General features: G+C 56.2%; 21 protein-coding genes. 14 read left to right on the top strand and 7 right to left on the bottom strand.

Annotation, left to right across the window (positions count from 1 at the left end; all coding sequences use genetic code 11):
* The first annotated feature begins 1 nt into the window (after nt 1).
* Nucleotides 2–235, top strand: coding sequence for a hypothetical protein (locus tag ACTG39_RS09980; protein WP_439107401.1), 234 nt, complete (start codon nt 2–4; stop codon nt 233–235).
* On the opposite strand, the gene ACTG39_RS09985 is transcribed toward ACTG39_RS09980, so the two are convergent.
* The gene (locus tag ACTG39_RS09985) at nt 236–1,246 is read right to left on the bottom strand and encodes a DUF481 domain-containing protein (protein ID WP_439107402.1); all 1,011 of its coding nucleotides are present in this window, start codon (nt 1,244–1,246) and stop codon (nt 236–238) included.
* 229 nt (nt 1,247–1,475) lie between these two features.
* Between ACTG39_RS09985 and ACTG39_RS09990 the strand changes: the two genes are divergently transcribed.
* From ACTG39_RS09990 to ACTG39_RS10000, 3 genes are read left to right on the top strand one after another with little or no spacing between them, the layout of a single operon-like run.
* The gene (locus ACTG39_RS09990) at nt 1,476–3,344 is read left to right on the top strand and encodes a transglycosylase SLT domain-containing protein (RefSeq protein ID WP_439107403.1); all 1,869 of its coding nucleotides are present in this window, start codon (nt 1,476–1,478) and stop codon (nt 3,342–3,344) included.
* Entirely contained in the window at nt 3,337–4,053 is a 717-nt protein-coding gene (locus ACTG39_RS09995; RefSeq protein ID WP_439107404.1) for a TIGR04283 family arsenosugar biosynthesis glycosyltransferase, read from the top strand. Before ACTG39_RS09990 ends, ACTG39_RS09995 begins: the two co-directional genes overlap by 8 nt.
* 4 nt (nt 4,054–4,057) lie before the next feature.
* The gene (locus ACTG39_RS10000; protein ID WP_439107405.1) at nt 4,058–4,690 is read left to right on the top strand and encodes a TIGR04282 family arsenosugar biosynthesis glycosyltransferase; all 633 of its coding nucleotides are present in this window, start codon (nt 4,058–4,060) and stop codon (nt 4,688–4,690) included.
* On the opposite strand, the gene ACTG39_RS10005 is transcribed toward ACTG39_RS10000, so the two are convergent.
* Entirely contained in the window at nt 4,667–5,083 is a 417-nt protein-coding gene (locus tag ACTG39_RS10005) for a hypothetical protein (protein ID WP_439107406.1), read from the bottom strand. The two genes, ACTG39_RS10000 and ACTG39_RS10005, sit on opposite strands and share 24 nt — an antisense overlap.
* 355 nt (nt 5,084–5,438) lie before the next feature.
* Nucleotides 5,439–5,807, bottom strand: a complete 369-nt coding sequence (locus ACTG39_RS10010) for a translation initiation factor Sui1 (protein ID WP_439107407.1) — start codon at nt 5,805–5,807, stop codon at nt 5,439–5,441.
* Nucleotides 5,808–5,869: 62 nt separating this feature from the next.
* Between ACTG39_RS10010 and ACTG39_RS10015 the strand changes: the two genes are divergently transcribed.
* The 5 genes from ACTG39_RS10015 (at nt 5,870) to ACTG39_RS10035 (ending at nt 11,433) form a co-directional block, all read left to right on the top strand.
* Nucleotides 5,870–6,094, top strand: coding sequence for a SlyX family protein (locus ACTG39_RS10015; protein ID WP_439107408.1), 225 nt, complete (start codon nt 5,870–5,872; stop codon nt 6,092–6,094).
* A 74-nt stretch (nt 6,095–6,168) separates the two neighbouring features.
* Nucleotides 6,169–7,428: a valine--pyruvate transaminase gene (locus tag ACTG39_RS10020; RefSeq protein ID WP_439107409.1), complete on the top strand. Its 1,260-nt coding sequence runs from the start codon at nt 6,169–6,171 to the stop codon at nt 7,426–7,428.
* 126 nt (nt 7,429–7,554) lie between these two features.
* Entirely contained in the window at nt 7,555–8,973 is a 1,419-nt protein-coding gene (locus tag ACTG39_RS10025) for an amidohydrolase (RefSeq protein ID WP_439107410.1), read from the top strand.
* 59 nt (nt 8,974–9,032) lie between these two features.
* A complete protein-coding gene (locus ACTG39_RS10030) occupies nt 9,033–10,268 on the top strand; it encodes an acyl-CoA dehydrogenase family protein (RefSeq protein ID WP_439107411.1) in 1,236 nt (411 codons plus the stop codon).
* A gap of 28 nt (nt 10,269–10,296) precedes the next feature.
* Nucleotides 10,297–11,433, top strand: coding sequence for an acyl-CoA dehydrogenase family protein (locus ACTG39_RS10035; protein ID WP_439107412.1), 1,137 nt, complete (start codon nt 10,297–10,299; stop codon nt 11,431–11,433).
* Between the two features lie 173 nt (nt 11,434–11,606).
* Here the strand turns inward: ACTG39_RS10035 and ACTG39_RS10040 are convergent, their stop codons facing one another.
* Both ACTG39_RS10040 and ACTG39_RS10045 read right to left on the bottom strand, forming a co-directional pair.
* Nucleotides 11,607–13,019 (bottom strand): SDR family NAD(P)-dependent oxidoreductase, encoded by a 1,413-nt coding sequence (locus tag ACTG39_RS10040; RefSeq protein WP_439107413.1) that lies wholly within the window; start codon nt 13,017–13,019, stop codon nt 11,607–11,609.
* 82 nt (nt 13,020–13,101) lie between these two features.
* Nucleotides 13,102–13,464 (bottom strand): hypothetical protein, encoded by a 363-nt coding sequence (locus ACTG39_RS10045; RefSeq protein WP_439107414.1) that lies wholly within the window; start codon nt 13,462–13,464, stop codon nt 13,102–13,104.
* A gap of 141 nt (nt 13,465–13,605) precedes the next feature.
* Here ACTG39_RS10045 and ACTG39_RS10050 point away from each other — a divergent pair, with 141 nt between their 5' ends.
* From ACTG39_RS10050 to ACTG39_RS10065, 4 genes are read left to right on the top strand one after another with little or no spacing between them, the layout of a single operon-like run.
* Entirely contained in the window at nt 13,606–14,673 is a 1,068-nt protein-coding gene (locus ACTG39_RS10050) for an alpha/beta hydrolase (RefSeq protein ID WP_439107415.1), read from the top strand.
* Nucleotides 14,670–15,452, top strand: a complete 783-nt coding sequence (locus ACTG39_RS10055; protein ID WP_439107416.1) for a lysophospholipid acyltransferase family protein — start codon at nt 14,670–14,672, stop codon at nt 15,450–15,452. The genes ACTG39_RS10050 and ACTG39_RS10055 overlap by 4 nt, the downstream gene beginning before the upstream one ends.
* Nucleotides 15,445–17,361 carry an aminotransferase class I/II-fold pyridoxal phosphate-dependent enzyme gene (locus ACTG39_RS10060; protein ID WP_439107417.1) on the top strand — a complete coding sequence of 639 codons (1,917 nt, stop codon included), beginning with the start codon at nt 15,445–15,447 and terminating at the stop codon, nt 17,359–17,361. Before ACTG39_RS10055 ends, ACTG39_RS10060 begins: the two co-directional genes overlap by 8 nt.
* Before the next feature lie 43 nt (nt 17,362–17,404).
* Entirely contained in the window at nt 17,405–18,121 is a 717-nt protein-coding gene (locus tag ACTG39_RS10065) for a dienelactone hydrolase family protein (RefSeq protein ID WP_439107418.1), read from the top strand.
* A 13-nt stretch (nt 18,122–18,134) separates the two neighbouring features.
* On the opposite strand, the gene ACTG39_RS10070 is transcribed toward ACTG39_RS10065, so the two are convergent.
* Entirely contained in the window at nt 18,135–18,935 is an 801-nt protein-coding gene (locus tag ACTG39_RS10070; RefSeq protein ID WP_439107419.1) for a S1/P1 nuclease, read from the bottom strand.
* A gap of 225 nt (nt 18,936–19,160) precedes the next feature.
* Here ACTG39_RS10070 and ACTG39_RS10075 point away from each other — a divergent pair, with 225 nt between their 5' ends.
* Nucleotides 19,161–20,684: an acetyl-CoA acetyltransferase gene (locus ACTG39_RS10075; RefSeq protein WP_439107420.1), complete on the top strand. Its 1,524-nt coding sequence runs from the start codon at nt 19,161–19,163 to the stop codon at nt 20,682–20,684.
* A gap of 72 nt (nt 20,685–20,756) precedes the next feature.
* On the opposite strand, the gene ACTG39_RS10080 is transcribed toward ACTG39_RS10075, so the two are convergent.
* Nucleotides 20,757–21,248, bottom strand: coding sequence for an asparaginase domain-containing protein (locus ACTG39_RS10080; RefSeq protein WP_439107421.1), 492 nt, complete (start codon nt 21,246–21,248; stop codon nt 20,757–20,759).
* Nucleotides 21,249–21,364 lie beyond the last annotated feature (116 nt).

The raw sequence follows: 21,364 nt of genomic DNA on the forward strand, positions 1-21,364 counted from the left end.
AATGCGAAATTTAGGTGCAATTGAGCAGGGCCTGCGCTGGCCACTTCGTGGTCTGGGCTTAGCTGTGCTGGCCCTGTGCATGCTGTCTCTGAGTGGCTGCGATGACCCCAAAGTTTACGGCAGCGTCGGTGTGTCATCGGGTTACGGGGGGTACGGCGGTTACTACGGTGGCTATGGCGGTTGGGGGCAGCCGCGAATGCATACGAGTATTTCGGTCGGTGGACGTATCCGCTGATTAAAAGCTCCAGCCCACGCCGGTGGTCACCCCCCAGTCAAATTCCCCGGCCGCATCGACCTCGACCGTGGAGTTATCAAAGCTTCCCCAGGCGCTAAAGTCCCAGAAGAGGTCTTCTATCATCTCCCAGCGAAGCGTGGCACTGGTGTCTGCCCGTACGCGGCCATTTTCCGTCACCGAGGGGTAGACCGAGGCATCCAGCTTGAGTTTGAGCTCCGGTGTATCAAAGCGCCAACGGGAGTAACCCATGGTGAGCACACCCTCAATACTTTCCTGAGAGTCGCCACCGATGCCGCGCTCCTCCAGCCCCTGCAGTGACATGCTGCCGATGAGCTCGCTATTGGGGCTTTCGATAAAGTAGCGGCCCATGCCGGCCCCGAGAGACAGGCGATAGTCCAGGCCGAGTTCGTCGTTGCTTTCATAGCCGCCAAAGACCAGACGATAGTTTGCGTTACGATTCACCCAGGCTTTTCGTGACAAATTGACGCGAGAGCTTGAAGTAGAGTCTTCATTGGTGTCCGAAACCGTGACGCGGCTGGTGAGTGCGTTCAGTGTTTTCTCATCCTCATAGGAAAAATCCGCGCGAAATTCCGTTTGGGTCACTCCACTGGCCTTGGTAAAGGCGTAGTTCGCAGCGATGTAAATATCGATGCGGTCGACCAGGCTGTCTTCCACAGGTCGGATTTCAACAATCTCCTGCCAGCCGAAGCTCTTCTCTCCAAAGACATCTTTAAGCTTCACTGTTCCCGATATGGATCCGGGTTTAACGCTGCCATAGAATCGCTGGCCATCATCAAGACGCAACTCGTAGTTGTAATTCGATTCAATGCTGGCAATTTCTTTCCATTCAACGTCCAGGGTGCCCATGGCGTCCGTTTTGAAGCTTAAACGGCCGCCCAGTAGCGACATTATTTCACCAGTGACTCGGTCTCCGTTATAGAGAGTGATAGTATCGGTCTTGCGCTGAGCCGCTGCAGGGTTGCTCAGGCATACGCAAAGCAAAAGGAGCATGAACACCATTAGCAAGTGCTGCGGCCGCCAACCCTCTCTTACGAGCGAGACTCTCGTTTTTCTCGCTAGCTGGCGCGTTTCCTGCGCAGCTGGCACATCCAAAATCTTCAAGGTCTGTCACCGATTCTTGTGTGTACTGGTACCAAGTTTACCGTTATCAGCAACAGAAATTCGCGCGCTGGCAGTTTTACCGCTGTTATCGTTCTTGGTGGTCATCCCCGCGCAGGCAATGTTTGACGGTGCAGCGGATGATGGTGCCCTGGTCAGCGATCGGGAACGCTTTCTCAACGCACGGAAAATGATTCAGGCGGGGCAATGGTCGGCTTTTGATCGCGAGCGTAAAGCGCTCGATGCCTATCCCTTGAGTCCGTATCTGGACTATGAGCGTCTTATGCGTCGCCTTACGATAACGTCCGGGAGCCAGGCTCGGACCTTTGTCGACGAACACAGCCAAAGCCCTTTGGGTGTGCGTTATCTGGGAAGTTACCTGGGAACGACGGGAAAGCGTCGCCGTTGGGGAGACTACCTTGATGCAGCCGCCCGAGAGCCCCGGAGTGAAAATCTCCGTTGCTACTACGCGCGAGCCAAGCGAGCCCGTGGCGCCAAAGAAGAAGCCTGGGATTTGGCAAGCCGACTCTGGGTCTCAGAGAGTTCTGTCAATGACGCCTGCGATCCCTTGTTTGAGCTTTGGCTAGGCCAGGGCGGCCTTACTGATGATCTGGTCTGGGAGCGTGCGACCCTTGCCTACGGAGCGAGAGAGGGGGGGTTGCTACGCTACATAGCCTCGCTGGGAAGTGCTGAGCTTCAGCCAGCGCTAGCCGCATTACGCGGCAGTTACAGCCAGCCGCAGCGCAGTGTGAGTCTGGCCAAGGGATTAGATAAGACCTTAGGCTCTCAGGTGATAACGCTGGGGCTGGAGCGATACTCCCGCTATAACCCTGCACGAGCACTGCGGCAGTTTGAGTCCCTCGATGACGATGCGCTTACGGATGCACAGAGCGAACGCGTCGCCTCGGCAATCGCATTTCGGGGTTTACTGGAGCGCGATGAAGACGTTCAAGGTTGGGTAGACGCCGGCTTACCCCAGTGGTCAGACGACAAGCTGACGGAGCTTCGTCTGCGCTGGGCGATCGCAGAGCAAGACTGGAGCGCCATTGGCACACTCTTTCTGGCGCTCAGTAGCACCGCACAAGAGGACGCGACCTGGCGTTATTGGTATGCCCGCTCCCTGGAGTCCCGCGGTCTCGATGATGACGCGCAGGTACTCTATGCAAGCGTTGCCAAGGAACGCAGTTACTACGGATTTTTAAGTGCCGATAAGCTCGGTCTTCCCTACAGTTATCAGGATGCTGAAACCGTCGAAATTACTGCGCTTGATTCGGCGCTACTGGAATGGACCACTGGGGCCCTGTGGCGAGTTCACGAGCTTAATGCCGTGGGAGAGACGAGACTGGCAGAGGCGGAATGGATGCATGCCCTGCGACGCCTTGATGGCTCGCAGCAGCTGGTTTTGGCCCGCATCGCCAAGGATCAGGGTTGGCATCGACTCAGTATCGATGCTGCAAATGCGGGTCGCCACTGGAACGCTCTCGATTTGCGCTTTCCTCTCGCTTATGTCGATGACTTTTATCAGCGTGCGGCGGCCCAGTCCTTACCGGTTAGCGAGCTTATGGCTATCGCACGGCGAGAGAGCGCTTTTTCGCCCACGGCACGGTCGCCGGTGGGGGCTCGGGGATTGATGCAAATCATGCCTGCGACGGGGCGCTCGGTAGCGCGCAAGGTGGGCATGCCTGTGAGTACTCAAGCCCTGGATAACATTGAGTACAACATCACGCTGGGAAGCGCTTACTACAGCCAGCTGCTGGAGCGTTTTGATGGTCGCCGCGCAGTTGCCCTGGCGGCCTATAATGCGGGTCCCAACCGCGTTAAAAACTGGCTTAGTGCTGATCTGCCACTGGATGCCTGGATAGAGACAATACCTTATCGGGAGACTCGTGATTACGTGAAAGCGGTGCTGGCCTACAGTGTTGTCTTCGACTATCGACTGGGCGAGAAAGCGCAGCTCATGGGTAATACGAACCGCTCTTCGGGTGACTGACACCGCGCCTTTCCTCAGCTTTGTTATACCCGTCCTCAATGAAGTTGGTCGCCTGCCGACGCTGCTGACCGAGCTACGATGGGCATTCCCCGACGCTGAACTTATCGTGGTGGACGGCGGGAGTACTGATGAAAGCGTAGCGATCGCCTTGCCCCTTGCCGATGCAGTACTTCTAAGCGCACCCGGGCGCGCACACCAGATGAACCTCGGCGGAGCCTGCGCGAAAGGGCGGTGGCTTGCCTTTCTCCATGCGGACACTCAGCCCTTGTTTGATCAGCAGGCGCTCTTGCCTTTACTGGGAGGGGATGTCCATTGGGGTTTTTGCCGGATAGCACTGCAGGGGCGCTCGACGGGCTTGGCCATGGTCAGCTACTTCATGAATCTGCGTTCCGCGATGACGAGCGTCGCGACCGGTGATCAGCTGCTGTTCGTGAGGCGTGAGTTGTTTGAGGAATTGAACGGTTTTGGAGAAATGCCGCTCATGGAGGATGTGGATGTTTGCAAACGTCTGCGTCGCGAAGCGGAGGGTGGTGCTCTGAATCTCCAGGTTGTCTCCAGCGGTCGGCGCTGGGATGAGCAGGGACTTTGGCGCACCATTGTTCGTATGTGGGCCTTACGCCTGGCTTACTGGCTTGGCGTGTCGCCGCACAGACTCTGGAGCCACTACTACGGAAAGCACGCGGTGCCCGCCACCAATCAGGATAACTAAATTGATGGCAGCGACGCGCCTCATGCAGCAGTTCGCCCGCTACCCGGAGCCGGGCAAAGTGAAAACTCGACTTCAGGTCGAGCTTAGTGCGCTGGAATCCTGTGCAGTGCATGAAGAGTTACTGCTTCGCACCGCAAATACCCTGATTCAATCCAAGCAAGGTGCCGCTGAACTGTGGCTTGACCGACTTGGGGAGCAGGCAACGCTCTCAGCCGCTATGCGCCTTGGTATGCGCGGTCCCTTTCTGCAGGCGGGGCAAAACCTGGGTGATCGAATGTATGCAGCAATTCTTGACGGACTGAGTCGTGCGGGGGAAGTGCTTTTGGTGGGTAGTGACTGTCCACCGCTGAGCGACGACTATCTCGCTTCGGCATTCAGTGCATTGCAGGAGTCTGATGTCGTTCTGGGTCCCGCGGAAGACGGTGGCTTTGTTCTCATCGCTTGCCGGAAGGTGTGCGAGGGAATGTTCGACGGGGTGTCCTGGGGAGGGGGCGGAGTATTGAAGGCGACGCAGACAAGTCTGAAACAGCACGGTTTAAGCTGCGCCTTGCTCCCTGAGCTGTACGACGTAGATACTCCCGCTGATCTCCAGCGATGGAGAGCAGAGCAGCGTTCAGGCGTGAGCGGCGACCGCTGATCCGCCGGCAACACTCATGCCGCCTGTTTCTTTCCAGTCAGTTTGAACCCGAGACCGTTGATACAACAACCAGGCTATTGCAGTGCAGTAACTCAGGTTAGTTTGCAGTTCGCTGTCAGGGTTACTCAGAAAAGCCCGTTGGCTGGCTAATCCGCGCACGCGACTGGCTATGTCGGGGCGGAAAGCAAGGTAGCGATCCCAGAGATCCCGGTGCTGACTTGAGGTTATATGGAATAACCCCAGCCCGGGTTCCCGTCGGGAGAAAAGGCCGACTTCGGTTTTGCGCAGAGCTGCCGCTAGCAACTCTCGCTCTGCTTCAGACGACCACGCTCCAAGATACTCCAGCGTGGGTTTAATGACCTGCTCACGCAGGTGTTCAGCGGTAATGTACATATAGCAAGCTCCTCGCAAGAACTGGGTGCGAATGCTCTTTGGCATCTCATCACCGGTTTGCATGCTATGGACAATAACTCAGAGTCGCGTTGCAACGCTGTTTAAGCTCATCTACCGCGTGAGCCCTCGGAGTAATCGGTACCCAAACGACACACAACGTCGTTCTGGGAGTATTTTTAACACAGTGATTTAAAATATCCAATATAAATTAGGGGTTTAGGCGCTTATTTTTATAATTTTTCTGTAATTCACGCCTAAATAGGGTGTTTGAGCGGGCCATATGCCAAAATTCTGAGCTCTGCGGTCTAAATCAGCGAAATGTTGATCAAAAAATGATCAAAAATGGCCAAATAGCCTATCCGCCTGCGAATTTGACCGTAAAACCTTCAGCTTCGAGGATTGTTTTTATGATTTCTCGCTGGTCACCCTGGATTTCAATGACGCCATCTTTTACGCCGCCGCCGACCCCGCAGCGTTGCTTGAGGGTCTTGGCGCGCGTTTTTAAGGCGGGCAAATCATCGGGTAAACCGGTGACAATGGTCACGGCCTTTCCGCCCCGACCCTTCGTTTCGCGCTTAAGTCGAATGATGCCGTCGCCTTGAGGCGCAGCGGATTTGATTAACCGGCAACGACAGTCCGCCTTTACAGCGCCACAGTCCGGGCACAAGCGGCCTTTGTCCGTGCTGTATACAGTGCGGGCTTTACCGTGTCCGCTGCGAGCCATGGGCGTTGCTCCTATAATCAAGGGCAGTGTAGGGTACAGCGCTTTGCGTTGTGGTGAACCCCGTGGATGATGATCAGACAGGCATCGATATTGCCAAGCTCCAAGCCGAACTGGCGTTTCAGGGTGAGACCGTCCAGCGTCTCAACGATGCCCTTGGAACACAGCAGCAGGAAATCTTAATGCTGCAGCGTCAGGTGGAGCTGTTGGGAGAGCGATTGCGAAATCTGCGGCAGGACGACGGCTCTGGCGAGGGAACTCAGACTCAGGAAAAACCACCCCATTACTAATCAGCTTTGCTCATCCAGACAGAAGATGGGCGTGACTCACAATTCAGTAACGAACGCGTAGGTAAAACGTCGCCATGCAACTTTCCAGATTCGGTGAAAAATTTGCAGCTAAAAGCGGCATCAGTGGTCTGATGGACGATCTGGGTGCTGCTTTGACGGATGATCCCACTCTGCTGTTCATGGGGGGAGGAAATCCGGGCCGGGTGGAAGCCGTGCAGGTCGCGTTTGCGAAGCGCTTGTCGGCCATCGCCGCTGACCGCGATGCGCGTCATCAAATGCTTGGCGTCTATCAGGCGCCCCAGGGGGACCGCGATTTTCGCGATGAGCTTGCACGCTTTCTTAATCGTGAATACCGCTGGTCTATCGGTCCGGAAAACATCGCCGTTGCCAATGGCAGTCAGGCTGCGTTTTTTGTGCTCTACAATCTGTTTGCCGGCGTCGCGCCCGATGGTGGCGAGCGTCAGATACATCTACCCATGTCCCCCGAATACGTGGGTTATCGCGATATCGGACTCAGTGACAATTTCTTTACGGCGACGAAACCTAAAATTGAGCGTTTGGCGGGCGGGCAGTTTAAGTACCACGTAGATTTTGACGGTCTGGTGCTGTCAGATTCGGATGCTGCTCTGTGCGTGTCGCGACCGAGCAACCCAACGGGAAACGTGGTGTCCGATGCAGAGATTGCGTCGCTGGATCGTCTCGCGCAGTCTAAAGACATTCCCCTTATTATTGATGGCGCTTACGGCCAGCCTTTTCCAGCACTCATCGAGGATTCAGCGACGGCTTTCTGGAATGAGAATACGATCCTGATGCTGAGTTTGTCCAAGTTGGGGCTGCCCGGTGTGCGTAGTGGCATCGTGATAGCTCGTCCTGAAATTGCCCAGGCCTTTTCCAGGGCGAACACGGTGGTGAGCCTTGCCTGTGGCACTCTGGGTCCGCAGTTGCTCCGAGGAATGCTGGACGATGGATCGTTATTGCAGCTCTGTCGACAGGAGATCCAGCCCTATTACGCCCAGCGACGAGAGTTGGCTATCCATGCTATTGAGGCTGCGCGGGGAGATCTACCGGTCTGGATTCATAAACCTGAGGGCGCGTTTTTTCTTTGGCTGTGGTGCGAAGGCTTGCCCATTGATAGCGTGACGCTGTACGAACGACTAAAAAAGCGCGGTGTTATCGTGCTGCCCGGCAACGACTTTTTTATCGGCTCGGGAGAAGACTGGCCTCACAGTAGAGAATGCCTAAGAATCTCTTACGCTGGCGACCGACAGACAATCGAAGCGGGAATAGCATTGATTATGAGTGAGCTTCATAACACCTATGCGCAATCTCCGTGAGTGATGGAGGCTGTGTGACAATAGAGACGTAATTAACAATCCGGCGCAGAGCCGACCTTAATAACCATAAAGTACTTCAATTTAAGCTGCAGAGGCTGCAGCAAAATATCTGGACGGAGAATGCAGATGCGAAATTTAGCCCTGAGTGTATTACTCACATCAGCAAGCTGTGTAGTTGCTGCCCAAGAATCAGCGCACCTCGACTGGCTCAATGCAAATTATGAACAGACGGCTCAAACCGCGAGATCGCTTTGGGAGTTTGCCGAAGTCGGTTATCAGGAGACACGCAGTAGTGCGCTGCTCCAGGAACAATTAGCCGGTGCCGGCTTCTCCGTTGAGAGCGGCGTCGCCGGTATTCCCACAGCGTTTGTCGCCAGTTATGGCGATGGCGGCCCGGTGCTGGCGATCCTGGGGGAGTTTGACGCTTTGCCTGGAATCACCCAGGACTCAGTGCCAGAGCGCAGTCCCATCGAAGAAAAAGGGGCGGGACATGCCTGCGGACACAACTTGTTTGGTGCGGGTTCGGCCGCCGCGGCGATTGCGGTCAAAGAATGGCTGGATAGCACGGGTACGCCCGGTACGATTCGCTTCTACGGCACGCCAGCGGAAGAGGGCGGCAGCGGAAAAGTCTATATGGTTCGCGCGGGCCTGTTTGATGACGTGGACTTTGCAATGCATTGGCATCCCTCGGATCGCAACTCAGCCGCGGCTCAGACAACCCTGGCTAATCGATCTGCAAAGTTTCGCTTTAGAGGCGTATCTGCTCACGCAGCCGGAGCACCGGAGCGCGGTCGATCTGCGCTCGATGGTGTAGAAGCGATGAACTACATGGTCAATATGATGCGCGAACATGTGCCGCAGCAGACCCGTATTCACTACGTCATCACATCGGGGGGTAACGCTCCCAATGTCGTGCCCGACTACGCAGAAGTTTTTTACTACCTGCGCCATCCCGAGGCCAAGACCGTGCGCTCCCTCTGGAAGCGTCTTGAGGCGGCAGCCAGTGGAGCGGCAGAAGGAACGGGTACGGAGCTGGAGGTGGAGATTATTCATGGCAACCATCCAGTGCTGGTCAACGAAACCCTGCACAAAATGATGGATGCCACCATGCGTGACCTCGGTGGCATCAACTACAACGCTGAAGAAGAGCGCTTTGCCAAAGATATTTATAAGAGCTTTGATGACCCCAGGCGCGCATTAGGATCTGAGCAAGAAATTCAGCCCTATGGGATGTCCCTGGGCTACGGATCTACCGACGTGGGGGATGTGTCCATCGCGGTGCCGACTGTAGGACTCAGCACAGCCACCTACGTCCCCGGAACCGCCGGTCACAGCTGGCAGGCGGTCGCGGCAGCCGGCTCATCCGTGGGATTTCGTGGTGCCGATCTTGCCGCCCGAGCGCTAAGCAGCGCTGCGGTAAAGATTTATACCGATAAGGCCCTGCGCGATGCGGCGAGAGCGGAGTTCGAAGAGCGTCGAGGGGATGACTTTGAGTATGAAGCGCTGCTGGGTGACCGCGCGCCAGCCCTGGACTACAGAAACTAAAGGCCGATTACCCGGCCCGCATAACATAGATAACGAACTGATCGCACGAGGATACACAGATGTCAGATGGTGAACGTAAAGACACGGCAGAGCAGGCGGAGTTTCGCCAGTACTGCAAGACTTGGATTGCAGACAATCATCCCGGCGACCCTACGGTCCGTTTGCCACTGTCGCCCCTGGAGATTATGACGGTTGAACAGATGGAGTATCTTCAGCGGTGGCAGAAAGCGGCCTACGACGCGGGTCTTGTAGGTTGTGATTATCCCGTGGAGGTTGGCGGCCACGGCCGGACTGATTGCCAGCGGGTGGCTAACGAAGAGCTCGTTGCCGCGCGAACTCCGTTTTATCCCAACGTAATAGGCCTGGGGATGGCCGCGCCCACGGTTTTCTACCATGCAAACGAGGAGTTAAAACAGCGTTTGTTACCCCGATTGTTCTCCGGTGAAGATATCTGGTGTCAGGGGTTTAGTGAGCCCGGTGCGGGCTCTGATCTGGCCAGCGTGCAAACCTTTGCCGAGCGCAAAGGTGATAAATGGGTGATCAACGGCCATAAGGTCTGGACGAGTCTGGCGCATTTTGCACAGTGGATGATCATTCTGCTACGCACGGACAAGGGTCACAAATACGAAGGTTTGTCCTACTTTGTGGTGCCTATAGCTTCGGCGCTTGGTAAGGGCGTAACCGTGCGACCGCTGATAAAAATGACCGGGGAAACCGGTTTTAATGAAGTGCTGTTTGAGAATCTGGAAGTGGATGACAGATACCGTCTGGATGAGCTTGGCAAGGGATGGCAGGTGGCGATGACGACGCTACTCCATGAGCGTGGGGCGGGGGAGTTGGTGACTCCACGAGCAGGGGGGCTGAAGAGCAAAAGTTCCCTGTCGATCAGTGCGCGCAGTGTGATGGAGTTAGCCAGCAACACCGAGAGAGGTGGCCAGACGGCTGCTGAGGACCCGTTACTCAGAGACCGGATGGTTAGACAGCTGATTCGGGAAGAAGCACTCAAAGAACATCAGCGTCGCGCCCGGGTTCCTGCACTGACAGATCATCCCATGCGCTTACCCCTGCAGAACAAATTGCTTGCATCGGAGATCGCGCAGGATACCGCCGCGCTGGCTTTAGAGGTGGAAGGTCCTGCGGCGAGTCTCTATCTGGCAGATGACAATGCGCCTGTCGGGGGGCAATGGCCTCTCGCGTACATGAATTCTTACGGCATGACCATCGCCGCGGGTACCAGCGAAATTCAACGCAATATTCTGGGCGAACGAGTCCTGGGACTTGCCAAGTCTAAGTAGGCCGTTGGGCTGTTAAGAGGAGATTAAAGTGGCTCAACCTAAGAATTATGGATTTGAAGAAGAGGCGGGCATGCTTAAAGACGGCGCTCGTCGTTTTTTTGCAGAGAAGCTGCCCGTCGATCAGCTGCATGCTTTGGTGGCTGATGCTTATGTTCCCGAGCGTGCCCCCGAAGTGAAATGGCGAAAGGAGTTGTGGGATGAAATGGTGGCGCTTGGCTGGACCGCATTAGCGGTGCCGGAAAGTGCCGGCGGTGTCGGACTGCCGTGGGTGGCGGTGGCGGCGCTGCTCGAGGAGAGCGGTCGCGCCGCATTTCCCTCTCCATTGCTCAGTACTCTGCAAGCCACAGCCGTGCTTACGGCATGCGGTGATGCGGGCGAACCTGCATTGACGGCTATTGCAGAAGGCTGTGCCGCAACGATCGCGGTGATGGACGCGTCGGGAAGCGCAAGCCCCGGCGCTGTGCAGGTTATTGACGGCAAGCTCGAAGGCACTGCGTACTTTGTACAAGATGCCGGTAAGTGTGATCACGTTCTGGTTGTTGGCCGAGACGGCGACGTTCCCGCACTGTTTTGGGTGAGCATGAGCGAGGCGGGCGTTGCAGTTACGCAGGATGCAATCATTGATCTGACCCGAGACCAGGCAAGGTTGAGCTTTAGCGGCGTGACTGCGCAGCGCATCGATACGGACGCAGCGGTCGCCTGGGAGACTGCGCAGCCGACGATTTGGATGTTGAGTAGCGCGGACATGGTTGGCGCAGCGGAATGGCTGTTACAAACAACGGTGGAGTATGCGCAGCAGCGCAAACAGTTTGACCGTTCTCTGGGCTTTTTTCAGGCGGTGAAGCACGATCTGGTTAATGTCATGACCGCTATCGATGAAAGTAAGTCGCTGTTATACAACGCGGCGTGCGCTCTCGATCACGAACCCGAGCGCGCTCGGGAGCTGGCGCACATGGCGAAGTCTTCTGCAAGTGATACAGCGGCTTTTGCATCTGGGAGAACTGTACAAATGCACGGCGGCATTGGCTTTACCTGGGAATGCTATGTGCATCTGTATTTCAAACGCCAAAAACACAGCCAGCTTCTGTGGGGTGATGCCGCTTGGCATCGTGCTGCCCTTGCGGAGCTATTGGTTGACCGTACCGCAATAGGGGCGGCTGCTTAGATGACCTGGAAAACGGCAGGCCTTATCGCCCTCGTGCTGGTGGTCGCCTACGGCATGCTGGCGCTGATAGCGTTCCGATAGAGTGCATGCGCCGCCCAGACGTCGTCAGTTAACCCTGTCGACGTCTGCTCGCTTGTATCAGCACCCTTGCTCTGTGTTGGAGGGACTCTGCCTTAAGCAGCAATGCTTGATTGCAGGTCGAAACCTTCCATAAACGCCATGAGCTTTTCTCGCTCCGCGGCGTCTTCGCGGGTTCGAGAGAGCAGGTGAGTTGTGCGAGGCTCCCGATCGAGAAAGAGCTTGCCGCTCACACCACCGGCTTCTGATGCCGCCGCCAGCCAGACGATGGTGTCTGCTCCCTCTTCGGGGGTGCGCAAAATGAGGCGGGTGAGGGTGTGAAACGCAGGTAGCGCAGATTCAACTCCCGGCGTATCCGCCCAGCCAGGATGCATCGCGTTGACTACGATGCCATCGTCGGCCCAACTCTCGGCCCACTCTTCGGTGACTACGGTGAGAGCACGCTTGCAGCGGGCATAGGCTGTAGCGCCAGCATAATTCTCTGGAATCGCTTCCAGACGGTCGACGCTCAGCCGTTGCGAGTACATGCCTCCGGACACCACGTTGACGACTCGGGAATCTCCCGCGGCCTTCAGGAGCGGGTGCAGGGCGCGGGTTAGCCGCCAGGGGCTCAGGAGTAATAAAGCGAAACTTTGCTCGAGTCCTTCGGAGGTTGTGTTCCAGTCATTGAACAAGGCGCCCGCATTGTTCACCAACACATCGATAGGCTTGCCATTTTTAAGCAACCGGTCGGCCAGAGCGTCTACGTCTGCCATGATCGACAGGTCCGCGAGTTCATGTCGGATAGCTGTGTTACCCGTCTCTGCTTGCAGCTCGTTCACAACCGCTTCGGCGCGTTGTGGGTTGCGCATAACCAATATTAGCTCGGCACCGCGCTGGGCTAGCTCCCGGGCCGTGGCCAAGCCCAATCCTGAGCTTGCGCCGGTAACAATCATGGTTTTACCTCTTAACGAGGCACTCATAGGCTGCCAGTTTTTTTGTCCTCGTCGGTAACCCCACTTGCTGAACATGGCGAGCCCGGGCCAGAGCAAGCGATCAGCCGTGGCGCTGCCAGAGGAGATTTGCGGCGCTGCATTGTCGTCGTCCAAAGCCCGCTGGAGCCCACGAAGGGCAATTTTGCCCATGCGTAGCATGCCGCTTTCGAGGGCACCCTCGAGCGCTGCGAAAGGCATTTTGTAGCTGAAATCCGCGTGGTAGTCGATGCGCGTCTGGCCATCTTCCTGTGCAAAATAGATGGTGTCCACAGCGGAGAATAACCAGCTATCTGCCTGCAGCGTGACGAGGTTCGAAGGCTCGAACTCAGTGATTGTGTAGAGAAGCTCAATGGAGCCCAGGGGCAGACGGCAGCGCACAGCAAAGCGTGAGCCAATTCCCACGGGTCCTTCGCTGAGTTTCCTGGCTTTGTAGGCGGTAGCGTCCCATTCGGGGGTGGTGCGAAAATCGGCAACGTAATCGAAGCACTCTTCGACTGTGCGCTCGACGCGAATGGTTTCCTTAAGACTGATCATGGTACGGGTGAACTCTTGAAACTGTTGCAGAGCTTACGCACTTCGCGGGCCCTTAGTTCACTTTAGCAACGGTTGCAGCGGCCTAATCTTCAACCCAAACGTGGCGCAAGGGCTCACCGAAGTCGTCGTAGATCACCTGTTTTCTCGAGCGTTTTTGTCCCGGCTTTCGGCTCGGCTTGCGCGACTCCTTGAGCGACTCCCGGCGCGCTTCGATGGTGGCGACGACCTCGGGCACCGGTGTACGCTCGCTGGGGGGCTCTGTGAACAGAGGACGAGAAGGGGGTGGTCGCATACCGGGCTCCCAGGCAGTGGCCCCTCGAGGGACATTATCGACCTGTCCGCCAACTTGCAGGAACTTTTGGGTCGCCTGCTCCAGCTCACGGCGAATCGCCGCTTTGGACTTCACGCCAAGCTTGGGCTTAGCTTTCTTATCCTTTTCAGTCATCAAGAGCCTTGAGCGTGAGTATTAGCTGCCATCATGAGCAATAAAGTGCATGAAGGTCATTATAGCGCCGGATTTGGTGGTTCAGGACTACCGGTATCTGGGATAATCATACGGCGTAAATGACCTCTCGGAGTGAGATCTATGTTTTGGCTTGTTATCACCATCGTGGCCTTCGTATTGTTTTCCTATCTTGTCCTTCGTGGTGAGGATCTATCCTATCTTGATCAGCCTGTTCCCAAGCATCAGTATCGGGCACCCAGTGACGCCATGCAGTCGGTGCTTGCCTCGCTGAGCGAGTTTGGGGAGGGCTCCCACGGTCGGGGTCGCCAGCGCATACATGCGATTCGCGGGTTTATGGACAAAATGGGTGCCGAGCGAGAGTACGAGAGTGAGTTTTTGCCGCTGTCGACGTCCGATCTGCGCGGCGAATGGGTGCTCGCGCCTAATCTCGTTAGCGGACGAAGGATTCTCTACATACACGGTGGAGCTTTTATCGCGGGCAGTCCGCTCAGTCACCGCACCATCACAGACAGGCTGGCGCGTCTCACTGGCGCATCAGTCTTCGCCGTTGATTATCGACTGATGCCGGAACACAAACGCATTGAAGGCATTGATGATTGCCGGCGGGCTTATCGCTGGATTCTTGAAAATGGCCCCGACGGCCGGTCACCTGCGCAAACGCTGGTGGTCGCAGGGGACTCGGCGGGTGGAAACCTCACTTTGTCGTTGCTCGCCTGGGTCAGAGACCAGGGTCTGCGTCAGGCCGACGCCGGAATAGCCCTGTCACCGGCGACAGATGCTGTTTTGGATGCGCCGAGTTTACGGAGCAACGTGGCCAGTGATGCCATGCTTGGACCTGCTTTTGGTGCGTTGACGAAAGTGCCGGGTATTTTTCTTCTTTGGTACACCTGGGCGACGTCTCGAATGCTTCCAAGTGATCCACGAATATCACCACTGCGTGGCTCGCTGGCAGATTTACCGCCGATTCTTGTGCACGCCAGTGACTCTGAAATGCTCCTCGATGATGCTCGACGTTATGTCGCAAAAGCCCAGGCGGCAGAGTCGCCCGTGGTGCTCCAGACCTGGCCCGACATGGTTCACGTTTGGCAAATGTTTACACCGGAGTTAGAGGAGGCGGAAGAAGCCTACGCGAATATGGCTGAGTTTCTCGATAGCGTGACGTCCACCGATGTAGAGCAGGCCGCATGAATGCTCTGCGCTCCTCACTGGTTTTCGCATGGATGGTAGTCAGCATCATCCCCGTTGGCCTGGGTCTGGTGATTTGTTCGCTGTTCCTGTCTTCGGGCAATCTGTGGCGCTGGTTCGCGAGGCCCTGGCTGAGAGGCGTAGTCGTTGCTGCTCGTTGGGTAGGACGTGTGGACTATGAGCTTCACGGAGAGGAAAACCTGCCGGGGCCCGATGATATGCGGCGTGTCATTCTGGTCTCGAAACACCAGTCGACCTGGGAGACTTTCTTTTTTCCCAGCATGATGCCCCACAATCTTGCCTATGTGTTTAAAAAAGAACTTCTGCGTATTCCCATTTTTGGATGGTGCATGGCGCGTCTTGAAATGGTGCCCATTGACCGCAGCAAGCGATCCGAAGCCTGGAACAAAGTTGCACAGTTCGGGGTGGAGCTTATGGATCGTGGACGATGGATCATCATGTTTCCCGAAGGCACTCGAAGCGAGCGGGGCGGGCAGGGTAACTACAAAAGCGGAGCGAGTCGCTTGGGAGTCGCCACCGAGGCTCTCTTGATACCCATCGCTGTGAGTTCCGGTCAATGCTGGCCACGGCGATCGTTTTCCTTTATCCCCGGCAAAATTGACGTATCGATTGGTACACCTATATCTGCCGCGGGGGGTGACCCCGAGGCATTGATGAAGCAGCTTGAATCCTGGATAGAGGCCGAAATGCGTCGCATTGATCCATCGGCTTACTCTGAGGAAGGCGGACAAGTCGCCGGAGCAAGGGACGCCGGTGACTGATCAGCTGCTACCAGATTGCCATGCATGCATACTCAGCGTTGATCAATTCTGGCGAGATTCTCTTTGCCAGCGCCTCACAGAGCTGGAGTCTGCAGATAGCGAAGATCAGCGGCGCTGCGTACTCAGTATAAGCAGTACGTCCACCGCCGAGGAGCTGTTGCAGCAGGCGATGACAGATGGGGCCCTGCAGTGTGTTGTGCTTGACGGAGCAAAGCTGTCGGAAGCAGCGAATGTGGCCTCAGAGCTGCGCAAAATCCGCAGCGAACTCGACATTTTTATTGCGGTATCGCCAGACCAAACGCCGGTTGAGGATGGCAGCGAACTCGTCGATAGAGATGACACCCGCGCAGAGATTCTTTTGCGGCGTTTGCGCCGAGCTATAGCAAAACGCGCGAGCACCCCCTTTGCCGATACGCTTCGGGAGTACGTGGAGGGCGCCCGCGATGCCTGGCATACCCCCGGGCACTCCAGTGGCGACGGCTTGCGCGAAAGTCCCTGGGTCGCGGACTTTTACCGCATGATGGGCGAACATGTCTTTAATGCTGATCTGTCGGTGTCGGTGCAGGAACTGGATTCCTTGCTGGATCCCTCACACGTTATTCATGCGGCCCAGGATCTTGCTGCGGACGCTTTCGGTGCCAAGCACACATTCTTTGTAACTAATGGCACGTCCATGGCCAACAAGGTGATCGTGCAGCACATGCTGGGTAACGCCGGTAAAATGCTGGTTGATCAGGCCTGTCACAAGTCCGTTCACCACGCGGCGATCATGTCCGGAGTCGATCCGGTTTACCTGCCTGCCAGCGTTAATGAAGCCTATGGCCTTTACGGTCCGGTGAGTAAAGAGAGTATTTATCACGCCATTGCTGCCCATCCGGATGCACGTTTACTGGTGCTGACGTCCTCGAGCTATGATGGTTTTTATTACGATCTTGAACCGATAATCAGTCGTGCCCATGCTGCAGGAATGAAAGTTCTCGTGGATGAGGCCTGGTATGCCCACGGTTATTTTCATCCCCGCTTACGGCCTTGTGCCCTCGAGTGCGGCGCGGACTATGTCACCCAAAGCACCCATAAGATGCTCTCCGCATTTTCTCAGGCAAGTATGATTCATGTCGCGGATCCCGAGTTTAATGAGGGCCGGTTCAGGGAGCACCTGAATATGCATACCTCAACGAGCCCCCAGTACGGCCTCATCGCGAGCCTGGATGTCGCCCGCAAGCAAATGAGTATGGAGGGCTTCTTACGACTGGATCGTTGCATTGCTTATGCTCGAGAGCTTCGTGAGGGCATAGCGGACACTGAGAGGTTTCGGGTGCTGGAGCTTGAGGACATGCTTCCCGATGAGGTCGCTCATGATGGTCTGCGCCTGGATCCCACCAAGCTCACTATCGACGTGAGCCGCGCGGGATGCACAGCGAGAGAACTGCAAAAATTGCTGTATGAAAAGTATTCGATTCAGGTCGAGAAAATTACACACAATACGCTTTCTGTGCTGGTTACCCTGGGTACCACGCAAAGCAAAGTGCTGCGCCTACTTAATGCACTGCGAAGCCTGGCCCGCGACATACCCGAAAAGCCCGTTCAGTCATTGCCTCCCAGCGTGCTTCCCGCTCTTGGGGATATTCAGATAAGCCCGCGGGAAGCCTACTTTGGAGAGAGCGAGGAATTGCCTCTTAGCGATGCCAGCCATGGGGTCAATAAGGCGCTTGTTGGCAGAGTGAGCGCAGACCAGCTTGTTCCCTATCCACCCGGAATTCCCGTGCTTGTTCCGGGTCAGCTCATTAATGCAGACGTTTTGGATTTTCTTTTGAACCTTTACCACGCAGACAGTGGTATTGAGCTTCATGGTCTGACGAAGCACGATGGCCGGCCTATGATCCGCGTTACCCGCAGGCAACTCGGCTAAGGGTTTTCACCTTCTATTTTTGTAATTTATCGGAGCAACTCTCATGGCAATTCAGAGCACCTATCTTGATTACGATGTGAATGGCGCGACCCACCAGGCGTTCGTGGCCTGGGATGACGCGTACTCGGAACCCCGCCCTGGTGTTCTGGTGGCGCATGCCTGGGGTGGGCGCAGCGAGTTTGAGGATGACAAAGCAAGATGGCTTGCCGGGCAGGGCTATGTCGGTGTTGCTATCGATATGTATGGCAAGGGCGTGCGGGGCTCTTCCCCGGAAGAGAATACGGCGCTGATGACGCCGTTGGTAGAGAATCGAAGCGAACTACAGTCGCGCATACAGGCGGCGCTGTCGATGGCTCAGGGTCTGGAGGCGGTAGATGCCTCTCAATGCGCTGCTATGGGCTACTGTTTTGGCGGACTTTGTGTACTGGACCTCGCAAGGATTGGCACTGAGATCGCTGGTGTGATTTCGATTCACGGATTGTTCATGCCTGCCGGCAATGTGGATGGCCAGAAGATTTCAGCGAAGGTACTTTGCCTGCATGGCTATGATGACCCCATGGCGGATCCCGAAAGTATGCTGGGGCTTGCCACAGAGTTGAGTAACGCCCAGGCGGATTGGCAAGTGCATGCCTATGGGCGCACGCTGCATGCGTTTACCAACCCCCAGGCTAATAACCCGGAAATGGGCACTGTCTACAGTCCCGTAGCAGATGCGCGGTCCAGCATTGCCATCAGCAACTTTCTGGAAGAGCTGTTTTAACAGCGAGCGCCGCTTAGCGGAAACTACCGTCCAAAATGCGTCGCCACCAACTTTTCTTCGGTGAAGTAGAGGGTGTTATCTCGAGTGTTGAGCCTTCCTTTGAGTCGCTGTCTTCCTCAAGTGTCGCGTTGAGCCAGGCGGCTGTGCGAATGCCTGCCTGTGCCAGGCGCGCCTCGGCGCGAGGGAGCTCTCGACGCAGATAGGCCGCGTTGATCGTGGCGGGCACGGGATAAAGCGACTCGCGCAGGGCCGCGCTCTCCGCAATCCAAACTAAAGGGTCAGCGTCTCTTTTTTCAGGCTGCCTGAGCAATGCGCTATTTCGAAAATAGCTCAGCCACTCATCTTGCGTGCGTTGTCGACTCTCCAGTAACAGAGCATCCCAAACGCGATGTAGATTAACTCTACTGCCGTCCATCATTACGGAGATCTGGTTGCCACCACGATCGCGTCCATTGCCCACGTGCAGAGGTTGCTGCAGGTCCTGAACGATGTGTACGGCGAAGCGCAGCGCTAAACGTTTACGCTCTCGGGAAACATTGGGGTCCTGTAAGTCCAGCGCGAATTGAGCCAGTGCCGTGGCGGCATCACCCTGCGGCGGCGGGCCGACTTCCTGATAACGGCGCCCGTCCGGTACGGTGACGTAGTGATAGGGGCCGGCTTCCTCTTGCCAGAACGTGGATGGATCGCTGCGCATGCGGTCAGCCCAGGTCGAAGCAGAGGCGAGAGTTTCCTTGCCCAGGAGTGCCTCCACCGCCTTACGCGCGCTCGGACTCAGGTAGGGTTCAGCAAGCCGTGCGGCGATTTCGTGCCCCATAGCGCCCCACGCAGATGCCTTACTGCTGCATAGCACTGAGCTTAGCGTTAGTGAGCTAAGCAGGATCACCCATGCCGCATTTGTGCGTACAGCGCAGACTCCGGGAGTTTGTGAGCGATCGGCGAGCATGAATAAATTTTACGGTCGTCTGATGATGTATTGCCACCCTGTGTTCTGGCTTTTCCTGTGTTATAAACCCGCGCCTTAAGCTTTGGAGACTATGTAATGAACAGTGATTTGCAGCCCATTATCGTTGGCGTTGGACAAGCGGTCTGGCGTGAAACGGATGTTGCGCGCACCCCCATTGACGCGTTGCAGGCCGTCGCTAGCAAAGCGCTATCGGATACGGGCTCGGAGCGGCTTATCGATGCGGTCGACAGCATTGTTCATGTTCCTTTTTTGATGAATCAGGTGCCCGGGCTCGCGGACGCGATGCCGGTCAACCCTGGCTTGGCCCTGGCTAAGCGACTGGGGATCAGTGCGACGCAGTACACTTCTGATGTCGGGGGAAACCTGCCTCAACAGCTCCTGAACGAATTTGCAGGGCGTCTAAGCCGCGGTGATGGCGGCGTTGTATTGCTTTGCGGTGTAGAGCTTCTCGCTACGTTTTTGGGCGCTGTGCGCAGTGGTCAGCCTTTTCCGGATTGGGGCACCGGTGAAGACGATACCGCTATTCAGATAGGGGAGACGCCGGTGATGACCGCGGCGACAGAACAGGCCCATGGCCTATACGAACCGATCAATGCTTATCCCTTGTTTGAGTCTGCACTGGCACATGCCAAGGGGCTGACAACGGCCGAGCATCAGGCGGTCCTGGGACAATTGCTGTCCGACATGAGTGCTATTGCTCAACGGAATCCCTATGCCTGGAAAACGCAGCAATTGACCGCAGATCAGGTGTTGTCGACAGAATCGGGCAACCGCATGATCAGTTACCCGTACACGAAAATTATGAACGCGGTACTGACGGTGGATCAGGCGTCTGCAGTCATTCTTACTACCGTGGGCAAAGCGAAGGAACTGGGTGTTGATTCCCGACAGTGGATTTACCTCAGAGGTGCTGCCAGTGCTCATGACAGTTGGTATCTAAGTCAGCGGGCGAGCCTGCATGAATCTCCTGCTCTCGTGGCTGCCTGTGATGCTGCGCTGAAGCAAAGTGGTTTGTCACTGGATGAGTTGACACATTTTGACCTGTACAGCTGCTTTCCGTCGGCGGTACAGGCGGGCTGTGATGCGCTGGGCTTAGCGCTCGATGATCCCCGGGGCGTGACCGTAACCGGAGGCCTAAGCCTGTTTGGTGGCCCCGGGAATAACTACAGCTTGCATGCCATAGCGGCGATGGTCGACCACCTTCGTGAGACAGAGCATGGCGCTGGCCTGGTGTGGGCTAACGGAGGCTATCTAACCAAACATGCGGTGGGAGTGTATGCCCGGGATACCGGACCGCAAGCCTGGGAGCCCGGCGACGATGAGAGTGTCCAGACAGCAGTCGATGCGGTACCGCTGCCGGCGCTGGTTGACGAGGCTACGGGCAGCTTTGTTATCGAAGCACACACAGTGTCTTACGCAAAAGGACAGCCAGAGCGCGCGATAGCCGTAGGCAGATTAGCGGATGGACGTCGCTGTGTTGCGACAAGTGATGATCAAAGGCTTATGGAAACGCTTGTCTCTGTTAACTGCGTCGGTCATAAGGCCGAAGTTGTTCACGTAGACGGTCTCAATCGATTTGAGTTATCCGAAGTCGCTTAAACAAGCTGCTTATATGTATGAGCCACTATGGAGACGGATGAGTAGCCGGGCGTCCCGAGTGCACGCGTGATTCTATTCAGGCGCCGTTGGCTCGAAGCGATTTTTTTCGAGGTTTTTGCGGACATTATCTATCTCGAAGAGCCGACCGTTCATTGCGATGTAGACCCCAGGAACGGCCGCCTGCAAGGCCCCGATCGCACAGCCGATATTGAAGATGGCATCTGAGCCCTTAAAGGCCGCAGGCTGCAGTGCTCCAGTAAGGACGATGGTTTTGCCGGGGATGTCCTTGAGTGCTTGCCCGGTGCGTACCATGCCATCAGTGCCGTGGGTGACGAGTACCTTTCGCTCCGCGCAGCGTTCAACACTGCGGCGAATGAGCATTCGATCTTCTTCGGTAAGATCGAGGCTGTCTTTGCGCATGGCAGACTCGACGGTATAGGGAAATCCGGCACCCATGCTGTCCAATAACTCACCGATAACCGGCTCGCCGACCTGATAGTCGCTCTTGGCATCGAAGTAGATCTTATCGATGGTGCCGCCGGTGGTGATGATATGAAGATTCATAGTGGACTGGGCCTTCGTAGCTGAGGACGAATCCTGCTACATGCGTGCGCCGCTGTCGAGGCTCGATTCACTCTCGTGCACGGTGAATTTCTGTGGAGCCCATCTATGCCCCCGTC

It is taken from the genome of Congregibacter sp., from assembly GCF_965662665.1.
In the GTDB taxonomy this organism is placed as follows: domain Bacteria; phylum Pseudomonadota; class Gammaproteobacteria; order Pseudomonadales; family Halieaceae; genus Congregibacter.

Bases quoted from the DNA above. Each gene is read 5' to 3' on its own strand.
- ACTG39_RS10045 (WP_439107414.1), bottom strand. From the start codon at position 13,464: ATGACTGAAAAGGATAAGAAAGCTAAGCCCAAGCTTGGCGTGAAGTCC.
- ACTG39_RS10010 (WP_439107407.1), bottom strand. From the start codon at position 5,807: ATGGCTCGCAGCGGACACGGTAAAGCCCGCACTGTATACAGCACGGAC.
- ACTG39_RS10025 (WP_439107410.1), top strand. From the start codon at position 7,555: ATGCGAAATTTAGCCCTGAGTGTATTACTCACATCAGCAAGCTGTGTA.
- ACTG39_RS10070 (WP_439107419.1), bottom strand. From the start codon at position 18,935: ATGGGGCACGAAATCGCCGCACGGCTTGCTGAACCCTACCTGAGTCCG.
- ACTG39_RS10065 (WP_439107418.1), top strand. From the start codon at position 17,405: ATGGCAATTCAGAGCACCTATCTTGATTACGATGTGAATGGCGCGACC.
- ACTG39_RS09980 (WP_439107401.1), top strand. From the start codon at position 2: ATGCGAAATTTAGGTGCAATTGAGCAGGGCCTGCGCTGGCCACTTCGT.
- ACTG39_RS10030 (WP_439107411.1), top strand. From the start codon at position 9,033: ATGTCAGATGGTGAACGTAAAGACACGGCAGAGCAGGCGGAGTTTCGC.
- ACTG39_RS10000 (WP_439107405.1), top strand. From the start codon at position 4,058: ATGGCAGCGACGCGCCTCATGCAGCAGTTCGCCCGCTACCCGGAGCCG.
- ACTG39_RS09990 (WP_439107403.1), top strand. From the start codon at position 1,476: ATGTTTGACGGTGCAGCGGATGATGGTGCCCTGGTCAGCGATCGGGAA.
- ACTG39_RS10020 (WP_439107409.1), top strand. From the start codon at position 6,169: ATGCAACTTTCCAGATTCGGTGAAAAATTTGCAGCTAAAAGCGGCATC.
- ACTG39_RS10040 (WP_439107413.1), bottom strand. From the start codon at position 13,019: ATGATCAGTCTTAAGGAAACCATTCGCGTCGAGCGCACAGTCGAAGAG.
- ACTG39_RS10005 (WP_439107406.1), bottom strand. From the start codon at position 5,083: ATGTACATTACCGCTGAACACCTGCGTGAGCAGGTCATTAAACCCACG.
- ACTG39_RS10080 (WP_439107421.1), bottom strand. From the start codon at position 21,248: ATGAATCTTCATATCATCACCACCGGCGGCACCATCGATAAGATCTAC.
- ACTG39_RS10075 (WP_439107420.1), top strand. From the start codon at position 19,161: ATGAACAGTGATTTGCAGCCCATTATCGTTGGCGTTGGACAAGCGGTC.
- ACTG39_RS09985 (WP_439107402.1), bottom strand. From the start codon at position 1,246: ATGCTCCTTTTGCTTTGCGTATGCCTGAGCAACCCTGCAGCGGCTCAG.
- ACTG39_RS10055 (WP_439107416.1), top strand. From the start codon at position 14,670: ATGAATGCTCTGCGCTCCTCACTGGTTTTCGCATGGATGGTAGTCAGC.
- ACTG39_RS10050 (WP_439107415.1), top strand. From the start codon at position 13,606: ATGTTTTGGCTTGTTATCACCATCGTGGCCTTCGTATTGTTTTCCTAT.